The 17,385-nt window shown below is 60.3% G+C and carries 16 protein-coding genes; 4 read left to right on the top strand and 12 right to left on the bottom strand.

Annotation, left to right across the window (positions count from 1 at the left end; genetic code table 11):
* Positions 1-10 precede the first annotated feature (10 nt).
* Positions 11-1,069, bottom strand: coding sequence for a VIT1/CCC1 transporter family protein (locus tag AC1ENN_RS11355; protein ID WP_449647360.1), 1,059 nt, complete (start codon positions 1,067-1,069; stop codon positions 11-13).
* Positions 1,066-1,986 carry an aldose 1-epimerase family protein gene (locus AC1ENN_RS11360; RefSeq protein ID WP_480406086.1) on the bottom strand — a complete coding sequence of 307 codons (921 nt, stop codon included), beginning with the start codon at positions 1,984-1,986 and terminating at the stop codon, positions 1,066-1,068. Before AC1ENN_RS11360 ends, AC1ENN_RS11355 begins: the two co-directional genes overlap by 4 nt.
* A gap of 43 nt (positions 1,987-2,029) precedes the next feature.
* Here AC1ENN_RS11360 and AC1ENN_RS11365 point away from each other — a divergent pair, with 43 nt between their 5' ends.
* Complete coding sequence (locus tag AC1ENN_RS11365) at positions 2,030-3,046, top strand: galactokinase (protein ID WP_449647362.1); 1,017 nt, start codon at positions 2,030-2,032, stop codon at positions 3,044-3,046.
* 148 nt (positions 3,047-3,194) lie between these two features.
* Here the strand turns inward: AC1ENN_RS11365 and AC1ENN_RS11370 are convergent, their stop codons facing one another.
* Entirely contained in the window at positions 3,195-4,070 is an 876-nt protein-coding gene (locus tag AC1ENN_RS11370) for a bifunctional methylenetetrahydrofolate dehydrogenase/methenyltetrahydrofolate cyclohydrolase (protein WP_449647363.1), read from the bottom strand.
* A 161-nt stretch (positions 4,071-4,231) separates the two neighbouring features.
* Positions 4,232-5,515 (bottom strand): serine hydroxymethyltransferase, encoded by a 1,284-nt coding sequence (gene glyA, locus AC1ENN_RS11375; RefSeq protein WP_480391230.1) that lies wholly within the window; start codon positions 5,513-5,515, stop codon positions 4,232-4,234.
* Between the two features lie 128 nt (positions 5,516-5,643).
* Here glyA and AC1ENN_RS11380 point away from each other — a divergent pair, with 128 nt between their 5' ends.
* Both AC1ENN_RS11380 and nagA read left to right on the top strand, forming a co-directional pair.
* A complete protein-coding gene (locus AC1ENN_RS11380) occupies positions 5,644-7,149 on the top strand; it encodes a family 20 glycosylhydrolase (protein ID WP_480406087.1) in 1,506 nt (501 codons plus the stop codon).
* Positions 7,150-7,174: 25 nt separating this feature from the next.
* Positions 7,175-8,347 carry an N-acetylglucosamine-6-phosphate deacetylase gene (gene nagA / locus AC1ENN_RS11385; protein ID WP_480406088.1) on the top strand — a complete coding sequence of 391 codons (1,173 nt, stop codon included), beginning with the start codon at positions 7,175-7,177 and terminating at the stop codon, positions 8,345-8,347.
* Here nagA and AC1ENN_RS11390 read toward each other — a convergent pair.
* Entirely contained in the window at positions 8,283-9,539 is a 1,257-nt protein-coding gene (locus AC1ENN_RS11390; RefSeq protein WP_449647367.1) for an MFS transporter, read from the bottom strand. The two genes, nagA and AC1ENN_RS11390, sit on opposite strands and share 65 nt — an antisense overlap.
* A gap of 40 nt (positions 9,540-9,579) precedes the next feature.
* Between AC1ENN_RS11390 and purU the strand changes: the two genes are divergently transcribed.
* On the top strand, positions 9,580-10,434 hold the full coding sequence (gene purU / locus AC1ENN_RS11395) for a formyltetrahydrofolate deformylase (RefSeq protein WP_449647368.1): 855 nt from the start codon (positions 9,580-9,582) through the stop codon (positions 10,432-10,434).
* On the opposite strand, the gene AC1ENN_RS11400 is transcribed toward purU, so the two are convergent.
* The 7 genes from AC1ENN_RS11400 to AC1ENN_RS11430 all read right to left on the bottom strand — a co-directional run bounded on the left by AC1ENN_RS11400 (position 10,431) and on the right by AC1ENN_RS11430 (position 17,225).
* Complete coding sequence (locus AC1ENN_RS11400; protein WP_449647369.1) at positions 10,431-10,976, bottom strand: DUF1697 domain-containing protein; 546 nt, start codon at positions 10,974-10,976, stop codon at positions 10,431-10,433. The two genes, purU and AC1ENN_RS11400, sit on opposite strands and share 4 nt — an antisense overlap.
* Positions 10,977-11,037: 61 nt before the next feature.
* A complete protein-coding gene (locus AC1ENN_RS11405; RefSeq protein WP_480406089.1) occupies positions 11,038-11,811 on the bottom strand; it encodes a glucosamine-6-phosphate deaminase in 774 nt (257 codons plus the stop codon).
* Positions 11,799-12,725, bottom strand: coding sequence for an ROK family protein (locus AC1ENN_RS11410; protein WP_449647371.1), 927 nt, complete (start codon positions 12,723-12,725; stop codon positions 11,799-11,801). Before AC1ENN_RS11410 ends, AC1ENN_RS11405 begins: the two co-directional genes overlap by 13 nt.
* Positions 12,722-13,636, bottom strand: a complete 915-nt coding sequence (locus AC1ENN_RS11415; RefSeq protein ID WP_449647372.1) for a carbohydrate ABC transporter permease — start codon at positions 13,634-13,636, stop codon at positions 12,722-12,724. Before AC1ENN_RS11415 ends, AC1ENN_RS11410 begins: the two co-directional genes overlap by 4 nt.
* Positions 13,633-14,619, bottom strand: a complete 987-nt coding sequence (locus AC1ENN_RS11420; RefSeq protein ID WP_449647373.1) for a carbohydrate ABC transporter permease — start codon at positions 14,617-14,619, stop codon at positions 13,633-13,635. The genes AC1ENN_RS11415 and AC1ENN_RS11420 overlap by 4 nt, the downstream gene beginning before the upstream one ends.
* Before the next feature lie 139 nt (positions 14,620-14,758).
* Positions 14,759-16,024 carry an extracellular solute-binding protein gene (locus AC1ENN_RS11425; protein ID WP_449647374.1) on the bottom strand — a complete coding sequence of 422 codons (1,266 nt, stop codon included), beginning with the start codon at positions 16,022-16,024 and terminating at the stop codon, positions 14,759-14,761.
* 67 nt (positions 16,025-16,091) lie between these two features.
* Positions 16,092-17,225: an ROK family transcriptional regulator gene (locus tag AC1ENN_RS11430; RefSeq protein WP_480406090.1), complete on the bottom strand. Its 1,134-nt coding sequence runs from the start codon at positions 17,223-17,225 to the stop codon at positions 16,092-16,094.
* Positions 17,226-17,385 lie beyond the last annotated feature (160 nt).

Here is a 17,385-nt window from a genome sequence, read left to right on the forward strand (position 1 = left end):
CGCTACCGAACTAGCCGACGCTTACCCCAAATAGTAAACCTAGGAGATAGGTTGCCGCAGCGGCACCATAACCAATCGCTAGTTGGCGCAGCGCCCGCTTCAGCGGCGAAGCACCCGAGAGCAGCCCGACGATAGCGCCAGTAATGAGAAGCGCGATACCGACGAGGCCGCTGGCGATGAAGACAGCAGTGAGCCCTTCAGCACCAAAGAGGTACGGCAGCACTGGGATGACCGCACCAGAGGCAAAGAACATGAAGCTGGATGCGGATGCTCCGACGGCCGACCCGATGGGATTGTGCGCAGAAGTATCGCGCTCGGCCTGCTTTTCTGGGCCGGCTAACACTTCAGCAGCGTGCACGTCAGCGTCTTGCTCGCTCATTCCGCGAGCGCGGTAAACGAGGGCCAACTCGTTTTCGTCGACGTCGAGGTGAGAAACCGAATCGGTCGCAATGGGTCCATGGGTGGCAGCATTCTCGAGTTCGAGTTGCGACCGAACAGAGACGTATTCGCCTGCCGCCATTGAGAGCGCACCGGCGAGGAGCCCGGCAACACCAGAAAGCAACACGATCGAGTTGGGCAATCCTGCCGCACTCATACCGAGCACGAGGGCGAGGTTGGAGACGAGCCCATCGTTGGCTCCGAACACGGCGGCGCGGAACGTACCCGAGAGACGTTGGCGGCCACGCGTCGCGAGAGCGCGCACCACTTCCTCGTGCACCGCTTCGTCGGCGGCCATCGAGTCTGTTGCGTCAGCATCATCCATATACGGCGATCGGGATTCTGCCCGCTGCGCAAGCGCGAGCACAAAGACTGAACCAAATCGCCGAGCCAAGAGGCCAAGCAGTCGGGTGCGCGGGTCTGTCGCCAGTGGACGACCAGCATGCTCGCCAAGCAAGGTTAGCCAGTGATCTTCGTGACGTTTTTCTGCCGCAGCAAGTGCCAACAGAATCTCGCGCTCTTCGCCGGTGCGACGGGATGCAAGATCACGGTAGACGGCGGCTTCGGCACGTTCGGCCGCAAGATAGCGTCGCCAGCGCCGAACCTCGCGAGGGGTGGGGGTGCGCGTCATGCGGAGTACTCGATTCCCCAGGTAGCCGAGAACTCGACCCCCGGCTCAAGCCAGAGGAGCCCACGGCCAGTGTTGAACGCGTTCGGCGCTGCCGTCATCGGCTCAATCGCGACAACCTGGCCGACACCCGCAAGCGTCGGAAAATTGCGAGGAGTGAAGAGCTGCACGAAATCGAACTTCTCATCGACAGTGACCCGAAGCTCGCGGCCATCCGGTGCGGTGAGACGAGCTGCGACACCGTCAACAACCTCGATACCGGCGAACGCAGTATCCAGATCTAGTTCGCCAATCAGGCGTCCACCGCTCAGGTCAAATTCGGTACCCGCCACAGCAACTTCAGCGGTGGGGATGAGGCGCTCATTCGACTCGAAGCGAGTGGCGGCGCTCATTGTGAGTGTGAGCTGCGCGATCGGGGTCTCACCGAGCTTGAAGAACGGATGAGCACCGAGCGCATACGGCGCTGCGGCATCTGAGAGGTTTGTGGCGGTGTGAGTGACGCGCAAGCCCTTCTCGACCAGTTCGTAGCGCACCGTCGTCCGGACGTGAAACGGGTATCCGTGCTGCGGAAATATGGTCGCGCCCAAAGTAACGGACTCTGGTGTGCGTTCGACAAGCGTGTAACCGGTGTTGCGGAGCAGACCATGAATGGCGTTGTTGCGGTCGCCCTCAGTGATATCGAGTTGCTGAACCTCACCATCGAGCATCCAGCGACCATCTTCAACGCGGTTCGGCCACGGAACCAACACGATGCCATCAGCGAAGGGAGGCATCGCCGATTCGGCGTACGATTCCACCAGTTCAACGTCACCGATGCTGAACTCCCGCAACGATGCCGCTAGTTCGGTGATGGTCGCCCGCGCCTCTCCCTGCTCAGTGGCGCGAGTGATGATGTACTGGGTTCCGGTAGGCGCAATCACCGCACTAGCCTACCGGCGCAATGCACTCACGAAAGAAGCACCCATGTCAGATATTCGCGACGACGTACTTTACGACTTCGAGGCCGTCTTCGGCCACCCCGCCACTGGCGTGTGGTCAGCCCCCGGTCGCCTCACCCTCCTCGGCACCGCCGATAGTCCAGAGACGGATGCCGAACTGGCCATCGCGATCAATCGCCGCACCGTGCTCGCCGCCGGGCTTCGCTCCGACCGTACCGTACGCATCGCGAGCGCCCTCGTTGATGAGCTCGTCACGATCGAGCTCGACGAGTTGGCCTCGACCGAGGTTCAGGGCTGGAGTCGTATCGCGCTGGGTATCGTGCAGGAGGCACTGACGGCATCCGCGGACGCTGATTCATTGAGCGGCGTGGACGTGTTCATCGACACCACGGTGCCCATTGGCGCCGGATTGGGTTCCTCGGCCGCGCTGGAGGCCGCGATCGCGCTGGCCCTGACTGACCTGTGGAACCTGAGCAAAGACGTCTCCCACTTGCCAGAGCACCCCGAAATTGCGGCGTGCGTGTTTGCGCTCGACGACCACGCCCTCGTGCGGTTAGAGCGCGAGACTCGGCCAGAGCTCCTCCCCCTCGACTGGACGACGGCCGGGCTCGAACTACTCGTCATCGACACTGATGCCCCAACGGCGGACGCCCTCGAGACGGTGACAGCGGATGACGAGGTACGCCGAACCTTGCACACCATCACAGAGAATCAGCGGGTTCGTGACGCAGCGCTCGCCATTCGCGATGAAACACCGCGGCTTCTTGGCGCTCTGCTCGACGCCTCGCACGCGAGCCTGCGCGACGACTACGGCATCTCAACCACCGAAGTTGACCTCGCCGTCGAAACAGCTCTCACCGCCGGTGCTTTGGGCGCGCGGATGCTCGGTCGTCCGTTCAGCGGAGTTGCTGTCGCCCTCGTCGACACCGATACGGCATCCCGGGTGCGAGTAGCTCTCGATGGAGCTTTCGCCGAGCACGCAATGGGGCAACCCACCGTGGAGGCGTTCTCGCCGTCGCAGGGTGCCCTGCGCGATCGTTAGCCGTTGATCTTGAATACAACGGCGATCGCGAGGCCGATCGCGACAATCGTGCCGGCCCAGACCCACACTTGAGCCCAAGGAAAACGGCGCTTACGTGGAGTGCGGGGGGTCACTCGCTGTGGCCTCGGCGGCCGTTCTGCGGTCACCGCTACAGCCGTTCAGCCGCGTCGACGACGTTCTTGACGAGCATCGCGCGAGTCATCGGACCAACCCCGCCTGGCATTGGTGAGAGGAATCCTGCGACCTCTGCCACGCCGGGATCAACATCTCCAACGAGTCGGCCCTTGCCTGTTTCATCGTTGATGACGCGAGTGATTCCGACGTCGAGCACTGCCGCCCCTGGCTTGATCCACTCGGGGCGGATAAGCCCAGCAGAGCCGACAGCAGCTATCACGATGTCGCCTTGGCGAACGTGGGTTTCGAGTTGGGTCGTGCGGGAATGGGTGAGGGTGACAGTGGCATCCAGACCCTTGCGGGTGAGAACGAGGCCAAGGGGCCGCCCGACCGTGAGACCTCTACCGACAACAACGACGTGCTTGCCGGAGATGGGCACGTTGTACCGCTCCAACATTTCGACAATTCCGGCTGGGGTACATGGCAGCGGGGAGTCGAGTTTCGTGCCGACACCTAGAACGAGGCGACCCAGGTTTGTCGGATGCAGTCCATCCGCATCTTTGGCCGGGTCCATGAGTTCGAGCATCGCGTTCTCATCGAGACCGGCAGGCAGCGGCAACTGAATAATGTAACCAGTGACGGCAGGGTTTTCGTTCAGGGCAATGATGGCATCCCGAACTTCATCAGCGGATGCCGTGGCTGGCAGATCGACCCGAATAGATTCGATGCCAATTTCGGCGCAGTCGCGGTGCTTACCGGCAACGTAGGAACGGGATCCCGGGTCGTCACCAACGAGCAGGGTGCCGAGGCCCGGAGTGATGCCACGGGCTTTGAGGGCGTCGACGCGAACACGCAGTTCGTTTTTCACTGCGGTTGCCGTGGCAACACCATCAAGTTTCACTGCGGTCATCATTTTCCATTCACGTTGGGCCACACGCTCGAGTGGCCGCTCCTACACACTGCTCTGTCTATTAAACGCTAAAGAGCTCGTCGCCAAGTTCACTCGGCAACGAGCTCTCTAGTTGTTCCTGTCCGGGCCTGTTCGGGCCCGGTTAGTCCTGGTGGTGCTGCTTATGCCCAGCTGCCTGGGCTTTCGAGTCCTTCATAGAGCGGGAAGGCATCGGCGAGCGCGCGGGCGCGAACCTGCAGTGCGGCGATGTCGGCTCCGGGCTTGAGGGTTTCGGCAATGATGTCGGCTACCTCGGTGAATTCGGCGTCACCGAATCCGCGGGTAGCAAGCGCTGGCGTTCCGATGCGGAGCCCTGAAGTCACCATCGGTGGGCGCGGGTCAGCGGGAACAGCGTTGCGGTTGACGGTGATGTCGACGGAGTGCAGCAGATCTTCGGCTTCTTGACCGTTGAGCTCTGACTTGCGCAGGTCGACGAGCACGAGGTGCACGTCGGTGCCTCCCGTGAGCACGTCGATGCCGAGCTCTGTCATGTCGTCGCGAACTAGACGCTCAGCGAGAAGCTTGGCTCCACGAAGGGTGCGCTCTTGGCGATCCTTGAACTCGGGCGTTGCCGCGAGCATGAACGCGGTCGCCTTGGCGGCGATGACGTGCATGAGGGGTCCACCCTGTTGTCCGGGGAACACATTGGAGTTGATCTTCTTGGCGATGTCGACGTTGTTCGTGAGGATGAAGCCCGAACGTGGCCCACCGATCGTCTTGTGCACTGTCGACGAGACGACATCCGCAAAAGGAACGGGATTCGGGTGCAGTCCGGCAGCAACGAGCCCAGCGAAGTGAGCCATGTCGACCCAGAGCACTGCTCCGACCTCATCGGCGATCGAACGGAACTCGGCAAAGTCGAGCTGACGCGAGTATGCCGACCAGCCAGCGATGATCACGTGCGGCTGAACTTCGATGGCCTTGGCGCGAACGTCGGCCATGTCGAGAACGCCGGTCTCTTCGTTTACTCCATAGGCGTGCGCTTCGTAGAGCTTGCCAGAGAAGTTGAGGCGCATACCGTGCGTGAGGTGCCCGCCATGGTCGAGAGAGAGCCCGAGGATGCGGTCGCCGGGCTTAGCAATAGCGGAGAGCACTGCGGCGTTGGCCGATGCTCCCGAGTGCGGCTGAACGTTGGCGAATGCAGAGCCGAACAGGCTCTTGGCGCGCTCGATGGCGAGTTTTTCGGCAATATCCACAAATTCGCAACCGCCGTAGTAGCGGCGTCCCGGATAACCCTCTGCGTACTTGTTGGTGAGAACCGAGCCCTGTGCTTCAAGAACGGCACGAGGAACAAAGTTCTCGCTCGCAATCATCTCGAGGGTGTTGCGCTGGCGACCGAGCTCTTGAGCGAGCACTGCAGCGATCTCGGGGTCTACCTCAGACAGAGGAGAAAGGAATGTTGACACAGATGAGCTCCTTGCGACTTGGGTGGATACGTCAAATCTACCGGGTGCTGGTCAACGTAGCGAGAACCTGCAAGAATTAGTCTTAGTTAGTTAGGACCCCTGACAAACCCCTCGCCGATCGGAACTCAATGACGACTGCCCCCGTGATGCCCACCCCCGTACACTTCAGCGCCGGAACAGGCCACTGTGCCCTCACTGACACCACGGTCATCCATGCCACCGGCAGCGCACAGCCCGTCGCCGAATACTTGGCCGAACTGCTTCGTCCGGCAACAGGATTCCGCCTTCCCGTTGCCACCGCAGCCACCGCAGCCGCCGCAGCAACTCCGGACTCCCCAACCATCGAGCTCACCGTCGGCGACACCGCGCAGCCGACACCGGGTTACCTCCTCAGCGTCACCGAAACTCGAATCGAATTGCGAGCGGATGACGCGGCTCAACTTTTTGCAGGAGTTCAGTCGCTGCGCCAGTTGCTTCCGCACGCGATCGAACACCACACGGTGCAGGATGTCGCCTGGCTCGTGCCGTGCGTCGACATTAGTGATTACCCTCGCTTCTCCTATCGCGGCGCGATGCTCGACGTTGCGAGACACTTCTTCGATGTGACCGCCGTCAAGCGCTACCTCGACCGGATGGCGCTGCTCAAGCTCAACGTGCTGCATCTGCATCTGACCGATGATCAGGGCTGGCGCATCCACATCGACTCGTGGCCGAATCTGACAGGCCTCGGCGCAACCACGGCCGTCGGCGGCGGGGTCGGCGGCTTCTATACCAAGGCCGACTACACCGAGATTGTTGGGTATGCGGCATCCCGCTACATCACTGTCGTGCCCGAAATTGATGTGCCCGGCCACACCAATGCGGCCCTGTCTGCCTACCCCGAACTTAATTGCGACGATGTTGCGCCTGCGCCGTACAGCGGTATCGAAGTGGGATTCAGCTCCTTGTGCATTGAGAAGGAACTGACGTATCAATTTCTGGATGACGTATTTCGTGAGATTAGCGAGCTAACCCCGGGCCGGTACCTTCACCTCGGTGGTGACGAATCACTCGCGACAAGCGACGAAGACTATCTCGAGTTCATCCAGCGCGCGACGGCGATTGCGGCAAGCCATGGCAAGACTCTGATCGGCTGGCACGAGATGGGGCGCAGCCGCGATTTGCCCGCCGGAACCGTTGGTCAGTATTGGAGCTACGTCACCCCTCGCGATGATGCCGACAAACGGGTGGCCTCCTTCATCGAGCAGGGCGGCCAGATAATCATGTCCCCCGCAGATGCCATCTACCTCGATATGAAATATGCGAGTGACGAAAAGCTGGGCTTGGAATGGGCTGACGGGCCGACCACTCTCCACAATGCCTACAACTGGGACCCAGCAGCCATCACCAGCGGGGTGACAGATGAGCACATCCTCGGCATCGAAGCACCACTCTGGACCGAGACAATCGACAATGTGCGCGATCTGGAATATATGGTCTTTCCGCGCATTATCGCCGCCGCCGAAATTGCGTGGTCGCCACGCTCCGCGCACGACTGGGCCGATTTCACTCGCCGTCTGGCAGACTGGTCGCCGCGGCTCGATGCCGCAGAGATCACCTACAACCGCGTCAATGAAGTGAGCTGGCCGAAGTGAGCTGGCCTGGAATGAGCAGCACATCGTGAACGACCACGTCATCCATTCGGCGCAGCTAGTTACCGGCAGCGAGATCGTCGACGATGGTTGGGTGGCGTGGCAGAACGACACGATAGTCGCGATTGGCGCTGGCGATGAATGGCGAGCCAACACGACAAACGAGACAACAGTCACGGATGCCGCCGGCAACTTTCTCACTGCCGGTTTCGTTGACATTCACTGTCACGGCGGCAACGGTGCAGCGTTCGATGCTGGCCCAGAGGCCATTCGCACCGCTCTCCGTGCGCACCGGGCCAAGGGCACAACCCGCTCCGTAATCTCACTCGTGAGCGGAGACCATGCGAGCCTCGTTCGAAACCTGGCGACAATCGCGGAACTTGCCGCCAGCGATCCTCTGGTACTGGGCAGTCACTTGGAGGGCCCATTCCTCAACCACTCGTTCAAGGGAGCCCACAGCCCTGACGCGCTGCGCAACCCCACCGCCAGCGAGATTGACGAACTGCTTGCTGCCGCCAATGGCACGCTGCGACAAATCACTCTCGCCCCCGAACTCGACAGGGCAATGGAGGCCATCTCCCAGCTGAGCGCCGCCGGTGTAACCGTTGCGATCGGCCACACCTCAGCCGATTACGACCAGACGCTCGCCGCGATCGATGCCGGGGCGCGACTGCTCACCCACACGTTCAACGCCATGCATGGCATCCACCACCGCGAGCCTGGGCCCATTACGGCGGCGATCAGTCGAGAATCCGTGGTTCTTGAGGTCATCAATGACGGCGTGCACGTGCATCCCGATGTCGTAAAGATGTTGTTTGCGTCGGCACCAGGGCGCGTCGCGCTTGTTACCGACGCCATGGCTGCGGCGTGTTCCCAGGACGGGCAGTACCGGCTGGGGTCGCTCGACGTCACCGTCACGAATGGGGTCGCTCGACTCAGCAATGGCGGCTCAATCGCTGGATCTACGCTGACGATGGATGCCGCGGTGCGTCGAGCTGTAAACGAAGTTGGGCTAACTCTGCCGCAGGCTGCTGCCGCGGCTTCCGCTGTGCCGGCGAGGGCTATTGGGCGCTCCGGCGATCTGGGCACTCTGGCTCCCGGATTTGCCGCCGACGCCGTGCTGCTCGATGCCGACCTTAGGGTGCAGGCGGTGTGGGCTGCTGGTCACGAACTGCCGCAGTCCGAGCACTCCGACGCCTAAGGAGTTCTCCTCCGACGATCGCGAACACCACGGCAACGCCGAGAATGGCGGCGTCGACGTAGGGTAGCGAGATTACGCCGTACTGATCGAGCAGGATTCCGCCGAGCAGTGCGCCGCCGCCGATGCCGATGTTGAACGAGGTGGTGAGGTAGGCCGAGCCGACGTCGCGCATACGGGGTGAGGCCAATTGCAGGAGTCGGGTCTGCATCATGGCGGGGACTCCGCCGAAGGCGATGCCCCAGACGGCAATGACGGTGAACATGATTGCGGGTTGCGCCGGGAACATTCCGAGCAGTGCTGCGCAGATCGCGACGAGCGCAACGGTGACGGGGATGATGCTGCGTGGGAAGCGATCAACGAGCAGCCCGGCTAGTGCAAGACCGACAGCACCAGAGGCACCAAAAATGAGCAGCACACCGGCGACAGCGCCGCCCTCGATCCCGGCAGGACCAATCAGATAGGGAACGATGTAGGTGTAGAAGAGGTTGTGGCCGAGCATTGCCAGAGCAACCAAAATGCACACGTAGATCACGCCGGGCACTGAGCGGTCTTTGCGCAAGGGAATCGAAATTTCGCCAGTGGCGAGAGGCTGCTGGTGATCAACGGGAGGCAGAATCCGCACGACCATGATCGTGAGCGCCAAAATGATGATCGCGATTACGACGAAGGCGAGTCTCCAGCCGAGGGCATGGCCGAGAGCGGTTCCCACAGGCACACCGAGCACGAAGGCTGCGGTGGCTCCGGCGCTCGTGACGGCAACAGCTCGCCCGACCTGATGCGGGGGAACGAGGTGTGCCGAGTAGGCCCCTACGACGGCCCAGAACAGTCCGTGCGACAGCCCGCCGATAATTCGGGCGATAACCAGAACGGCATAGTTCGGGGCGGCAGCTGCCAGAAGGTTTCCGACTACAAAAACCAACAACACCACAATGACAAGCTTCTTGCGGGGCTGATTTCGAGTGAGCGCGGCAAGCGGTGCGGTGGAGATCACGACAGTGGCCGCAAAGATCGTGATGAGCAACCCGACTTGCGACTCAGAAACCGAGAGCTCAGAAGCAATCTCCGGCAACAAACCGGTCGGCAACCACTCGCTAGTGACCGAGGTAAAGATCAGCGCTGAGAGGGTAAAGAGACCCGCCCACGGAAACGCTTGAGAAGTGGCGGATGCTGGTGACGTGCGTGGCGTGCTCATATCTGCCTAAGCCTATCGCTGGCACCGGTACGCTAATTCTGTGACCACCTCAACGCACTGGATAGTAACTCTCACTTGTGACGACAAGCCCGGCATCGTTCACGCCATCAGTGGGGCCATTGTTGACGCCGGTGGCAACATCACCGAATCCCAGCAATTCTCCAGCGGCGACACCGGCCGCTTCTTCATGAGACTCCAAGTGGAATCGGATGCTTCGCGCCACGATTTCGAGACAGCCCTCGCACCCGTGACCGAGCGGTACGCGATGGAATGGCAACTCGATGTTGTGGGGCGCCCCCTGCGCACTCTTGTTCTGGCATCCAAGGCTGGACACTGCGTCAATGACCTTCTTTACCGTCAGCGTGCAGGTCAACTAGCGGTCGATCTTCCGCTGATAATGAGCAACCACCCTGATCTGGGTTCTCTTGCCGAGTTTTACAAAGTGCCGTTCGAGTCACACGCAGTGACGACGCCCGGCCAGAAGTTGGCGTTCGAAGATCGCATCCTCGAGGTAGTCGAACAGCACGACATCGAACTCGTGGTGCTTGCCCGCTACATGCAGATCCTCTCCCCCGAGCTGTGCGAACAGTTGAGCGGCAAGATCATCAACATCCACCACTCGTTCCTGCCCGGCTTCAAGGGCGCAAACCCTTACAAACAAGCGCACGCTCGCGGCGTGAAGCTCATCGGCGCCACCGCCCACTTCGTGACGAGTGACCTCGACGAGGGACCCATCATTGAGCAGAACGTGGTGCGCGTCGATCACGCCAGCACCTCAAGCGAACTGGTCTCGATCGGTCAAGACGAAGAGAGCCGCACCCTCACGCAAGCCGTGAAATGGTTTGCCGAAGACCGCGTACTGCTCGACGGGGCGCGCACAATCATCTTCCGCTAATCTGCCGCGTCGAGCATTTCAAGCAGTCGATTAGTCGTGCGCCAGTTGCGCACCGTCATTCGCTGAGACAGTCGCTTGCTCCGAAGACGAGCAATTCGAGACTTCGAAGAATCGACGACCGTGCGCGAGAAGTAGAGCGCATCCGGCCCCGGTGAAATCGAATCGACTTCGTCGTTGAGTTCTGGCAACTGGTCCATTGCTTCGGCAGCGGTAAATGGTCTCTTGAGAAACAGCACATCGCTGAGCAGCTCTGCCGACCCGTGATCGCTCGGGGCCGCCGCTACCGTAGCCGCGAACTCGTCGCGTGAACGCACGACGGCAAGGATTTCTGTTCCCACCAGCTCGCGCAGCATCAGCTCGATCTCGACCTCAAGCTCGGCACTGCTGGGGACGGCAGAGGAGAACACAACGTTGCCACTCTGAATGTAGGTGCGCACATCGCCGAATCCGGCAGCGCTGAAACATTCCTTCAGCGCCGACATGCTGATCACGTTCGAACCGCCAACATTGATCCCGCGAAGCAGCGCCACGTAATTCGTCATGAGCTAACGATGGCACGGAGTACCGACACGAGCCATCGCCCGGCGGGAAAACCCGAGTGCTCTAGTGCAGCCGTTCCCAATCGAGTCGGTTGTCCCACGAATAGCGATAATACTCAGCAAACTTCAACTCGGATGCCGCAGCCTCATCCACAATCACGGTGACAGTGGAGTGCAACTGAATTGCCGACCCCGGAAGGCTCGCCGTTACCGGACCCTCAACAGCCCCCGCGAGCGCTGCAGCCTTCGCCTCACCAAACGCCAACAACACCAGGTGCCTAGCGCGCTGGATCGTACCGAGCCCCTGAGTGACACAGTGTGTAGGAACATCATCTGGAGAATCGAAAAAGCGCGCGTTATCGAGACGGGTCTGTTTCGTCAGCGTCTTCACACGGGTAAGCGAGGCAAAGGACGACCCCGGCTCGTTGAACCCAATATGGCCCGTCGAACCGATGCCCAAAATCTGCAAATCGACACCACCCGCTGCCACAATCGCCCGCTCATAATCGTCACCCGCAGTCTCGATAGGCCCGCTCTCGGCCGGCACCTGCACGAGCGCGGGCGTCAACCCGAGCGGCTCAACCACTTCGCGCGTGATTACCGAGCGGTAGCTTTCGGGATGCCCAGCAGGCAATCCAACATATTCATCGAGAGCAAACCCCCGCACAGCAGACAGATCAAGACCGCGAGCCGCGAGAGCAGACCACGTCGTCAAGGGCGTCGATCCCGTCGCTAAGCCGAGGACGGCATCCGGAACCCGGCGCACGAGCGCCTCAATCAGATCTGCGGCAACCTCGCCTGCCGCCTGCTTCGAGTCAACAATTACTACTTCTGCCAATTCGCTACCTTCTCGCTACTCACCATTGCAGCACCGACCGCCGCGGCAGGGAACCCCTGCGGCAACCCGTGCACCCGTCCACCCAACCCGATGGAGGCGAGGAACGGCGAACTTTTCTCCCAACGCGCAAGCACTGCACGCACATCATCAAGCAAGTCGGTGAGCGTACTCACCCCGCCGCCAAGCACAACCGAATCCACATCAATCGTCAAAACGAGCATGCGCACGGCGGAAGCCACGCTCTCGACCAGTCGAGTGCGAACAGCGATCGCTGCAGAGTCCCCGGATGCCGCAGCCTCAAAGAGAGCCGTTGTCGGCTGATCAGAGTCAGTGGGCCACATGCGCGCCACGCCCGACCCTGAGGCTGCAGTTTCGAGGCACCCACGCTGACCACACCGACACTCAAGCCCATTCGGATCGATCGGCACATGCCCGATCTCGCCCGCAGCACCGCGAGAACCACGCCACAATTTTCCGCCAAGCACGAGTCCAGCGGCGAGACCGGTGCCCAAGTTGAGGAACGCCATTGAGTGACTCGAATCAGTCTCCAAGAGATGAAATGCGCCGAGCGCTGCAGCGTTGACATCGTTATCGATGCTCACACTGCGTCCAAGTCGCGAATCCAGTTCTGCTCCAAGGTCGAGACCATCAATGGCCAGATTCACCGCGTGCGAGACACGACCATCCACCACGGTTCCCGGAATGCCAATTCCAATGCTCGTGAAATCAATCATGCTCACCCCCACACGACTGGCCAACTCCTCGAGCGCCAGAACAGTGGATGCGACGAGCGCGTCAGGCCCGATACCGGAACGAACCCGAACTTGCCCGGCAATCGCTCCCTGTTCGTCGATCGCGACGGCATCCGTTTTGGTTCCGCCGATATCGACACCGACTTTGTAGAGCCCAGTCACCCCTTCACCGCCCCCGAAACGAGACCGCTCGTCATCCGACCCTGAACGATCAAGAAAAAGATGATGACGGGGATTGCCATCAAGGTTGAGCCGGCCATGATCGCCGCCCAGTTAGTGGTGCCGTTTGCGATTTGGAACGTGCGCAACCACACCGGAAGGGTCATCATCTCTGGTCGAGAGTTCACGACAAGGGCGAGCAAGAACTCGTTCCACGCCTGGATGAATCCGAAGACACCGGTAGCAACGAGGCCCGGCGCGAGCAACGGCAGAGTGATTCTCCAAAAAGCCCCCGACCTGGACAGCCCATCGATCATTGCTGCCTCTTCAAGCTCGACAGGAACCCCGTTTACGAAGCCTCGCAAAGTCCAGATAGTGAAGGGCAAGACCGTAGCAACATACACAATCGTGAGGCCCATGATCGTGTTGAGGAGCGACCAGCTATCAAGAACTCGATAGGTCGACACGATCATCGCCTCTGCCGGAATCATCTGCACGATCAAGATTGTCAGGATGAAGCCCTTACGACTTTTGAACCGAAACCGAGTGACCGCAAGCGACGCCAAGAACGCGAAAACGAGCGCAATGATCACAGTCGACACCGTTACGACAACAGAATTGCCCAGAGCCGGCATGAACTGCGAACGCGTCGTATCAAACAACACCGTTTCGTAGTTGCGCAGCGTGAAATTCTCTGGCCAAAAGTTAACCTCAGAGCCGAGGATCTCGTTATTGGGCTGAAATGAGGTTTGCACCATCCAATAGACGGGAAAGATCGAGAATGCGGTGACGACCGCCGCAATGGCGCTCAAGACAACCTTGGTGACTCGCCGCGAGACCAAACCTGCGCGAACGGGGGCTTTCGCCCGTGGCTTCGCTGCTGGCGTCGCCCGTGATGCTGTTGAGACACTCACAGCTCTTCCTCCTTGATGCTCTGGCGGACGTAGTAGAACGAAATCGCGGTAATGACGATTACGGTGATGACCGCAATCGCACCACCGGTGCCGTACTCCCCAGTTCCGAGCGAGTTTTGGTAGATGTAGACGCCCAAAGTGGACGTCTGTTCTTTGATGCCGCCGATTCCCTGCAGAGCGAAAATCTGAGTGAAGACTCGAAGATCCCAAATGATTTGCAGGATGAAAACCACAAGGAAGATGGAACGCAGGTACGGGAAAATGATTAGCCTGAAGCGCTGCACAGGCCCCGCGCCATCCAACTGTGAGGCCTCAAGAACTTCGTCGGGCACCTGCGTTAGTCCGGCATACACCGTGAACACTACGAACGGGATTGCTCCCCAGATCACGATGAGCGCCGCCACGAAAAAGAAACTGAGTGGCTCAATCAGCCACGAATGACCGATGTAGTCAAGACCAAACCAGTGAGTGAGAACGTAATTCACCACTCCATAACCGGTGTCGAACATCCACCCCCACACAATGGTGGCGGTCAAGGCTGGCATCGCCCAGGCCAGAAGCAGCCCGATGGAGAGAATAAGCCGCATGACCTTGCCGAGGGCCGACATCAATAGGGCAATGAGCGTGCCCATGACCATGGTGCTGACAACACACACCGCAGCAAAGGCAAAGCTGCGGAACATGACCAACCAAAATGCCTGATCGGTCAGGACCTCAACGTAGTTGTCGAATCCTATGAATGGTGACGGTGCGCCAAACACCTGCGCGCGCCCGAACTCCTGAAACGACATGATCACGAGTTGGATCAGCGGCCAGCCGATCACGGCAGCGAGAACGGCCGTCGCCGGAATGAGCAAAGAGTAGGGGGTGAACTGCGCGCGTGGCTTCTTTACCGCACGCTGACTGCCCGGCTGCGATGGAGCAACGAGGCGATCACCGTCGACATCGCCCGGAGCGACATCAAGGGTGGGGTTCGGTGACATAAGAGCTCCCGGATATTATTGGACTGTGCCTCGAACCTTTTCCTAGGGCGATGGCAACGAAATGGGTGCTCGACCCGATCATGCGCGACCGAGCCGAGCACCCTTTTGCTGGAGCCTGTGCCGTTTCCGGCCGGGCTGACTAACCGTTGAGAATGCTGTCAATCTTCGCGTCGAGATCCTTTGCGAGTGATGACACATCGCCACCCTGAGCAATCTGAACAAAGAAGTCGGTGAGTGCACCCGAAGCTTCAACGTCTGCCCACTTGGGCGATGCTGGTGTCAATCGGGCGGCACCGGCGGCTTCAGAGATTGCCACAGCTACCTCATCCGTTCCGAGGGTGTCTGCCAGCGATAGCTTTGCTGGCACGAGCCCATTGGCGCCGTAGATTGACTGGAACTCGTCGCTCAGAATGATCGCCAAAGCCTTCTTGGCGAGTTCGGGGTGCGCTGAATTCGCCGAAACGGCAATGTTCGATCCACCGGCAAAGACCTGCGCTGCGCCACCGTCTTTACCTGGCATTGCATAGACGCCAAGGTTTGTTTCCTCATCGGGGCAACCGGGGGTCTCGGCGTCGAGCGGAGCCAAAATCGACCACTTCACCCAGCTCGGAGCCGACAGCTGCAACGTCGTTCCCTCACAGAAACCAACCTGCGGGTTGGTTTCATTGGCGTCCTTGGGAGCGCGCGACGCCTTCGTCATAACCTCTTGAACCTGCTCAAGGCCAGCGATGGATTCGGCCGACGAGAACTGCGACTTCCAGTTGCCGCCATCGAACGTGGCAACTTCGCCGCCGTTCTCCCAGATGAAGGGAAGAGCGTTGTACCAGTCTTGACCTGGCCACCAGATTCCGGATGCACCCGGATTGGCTTCGGCCAGTGCTTCACCATTGCTGACGTACTCGTCGAGTGTTGTCGGAACGCTGAGACCGGCTGCAGCCAGAGCATCCTTCTTATAGAAGACAAGTCGCGACCCCGAGTAGAGCGGAGCAGCGTAGAACTTGCCATCGTACGAACCGGCCTCAACGAAACCGGGAAGGAGATCGTCGCCGCCGAAAGCGTCATAATCACCCGTGATGTCGAGGAATGCGCCCGCCGACGTGAATGCTGCTGCTTGAGTGTTGCCGACCTCAACGAGGTCGGGGCTATCACTGCCAGAAAGATTCGTCGTGAGAAGGTCAACGAGACCGCCCCACGCCTGTTCTTCGATAGTGAGAGTAGAACCGGGATTCTCCGACTCGAAAGTATCAATCAAGTAGTCACGGGCCTCTTGGGGCGTATCCGTTCCCACCAACCACACGCGCAAATCGGCGGTGGCGTCTTCGCCGCTGCCGCTGTCACCCGCTGAACAACTTGCCAGCGTCAACGCTGCCACGACGCCAAGCGCCGCGATGCTGAGTTTCCTCACTATGTTTCCTTTCCTAGGGCGATGGTGCCAGCGGACAACTGGACACCTCGTGGTGCATAGAGTCCAACTATGAGACTCCGAGTTGCGCGGAGAGAACCATGACGGCTGCGCCGCGCATGACAATGTCCTCTCCGAGCGCTGTCATCCGTACGGTGAGATCGCCGTGGAATTTGGCCATCGTTCGCGCGCGGAGTGTCTCGACGGTGGCTTCTTTAAGCGCACCCTCAAGCAGTGAGGTCGGTCCGCTCAACACAATCTCCGAGAGATTGAGAGCGCCGACGACAGGGGCCAGCGCAATGCCGAGGCGTTGCCCTGCTTCTGCCAAAACTGTGTTCCGAGCTTCGTCACCGGATGCCGTCTCCAGAGCCGCATCGAGTCGCGGTGCCGCCAACCACGTCTCCAAACATCCGGTCTTGCCACACGCACATTCCATGCCGTCATCGGTGCCGACAACAACGTGCCCGATCTCGCCGGCAGCGAAAGTGCTCCCAAAGAGAGGGATGCCGCCGAGCAGCAGCCCGGCGCCGACACCGTGGCCGACTTTGACGAGCATCGTGTCGCTTGCTGCACTGCCGAAGCTGTGTTCGGCGAGCGCCGCGACGTTGGCGTCGTTGGCAACGACGACGGGGAGACCGAATTGTTCGGTGAGCATGCTTTGCAACGGCAGGTCGTTCCAGCCGAGGTTGGGGGCGCTCAGCACAACACCGGCGAGGTCGACTATTCCGGGTGATCCGACACCGATACCGAGCACGGGGCGCGTAACGTGGGCGAGCAATGCCTCAACGAGCGAAATAACTTTGGCCGTGGCATCCGCCCCGCTGCTGTCGGCGAGGGGAATTTCGTGACGGTGCAGGATGGCGCCGTGGAGGTCCATGACGGCACCACGGAAGGTGCTGTAGTCGCTGAGGTCTATGCCGACGATGTCGAATGCTTCAGAGTTGAGCTCGAGCATTGTTGCTGGCTTGCCTGGTCGGCTGCCTTCACGTTGCCCAGTTTCGATGATGAGCCCGTCGACGATGAGTTCGGCGACTAGGTCGGAGATGGTCACACGAGTGAGTCCGGTCTCGCGAGAGATGTCTGCGCGGCTGAGTTCACCTTGCCGGTAGAGGGTCTGGATCACGAGCGATCGGTTGTGATTTCGCGCGTGCTCCGGCAGCACTTTTGCCGTTGGCCGTAGTGCTTTTCCGTTCGTGAACCCCATTGTCATGTTTGTTAGTAAACTTTACGAACTAAAGATCCGCAACCCTCGCGACAGAATTGTTATCAATCGCTCGCGCGAACGCGAACACACCTCTCAGAAGAACACCAGCCTCTCAACAGGCTTGCTCGGGCATACTGAACTCTCGACGATCTCTGGGAGC

The organism is Rhodoglobus sp. G.S.23 (assembly GCF_056675935.1).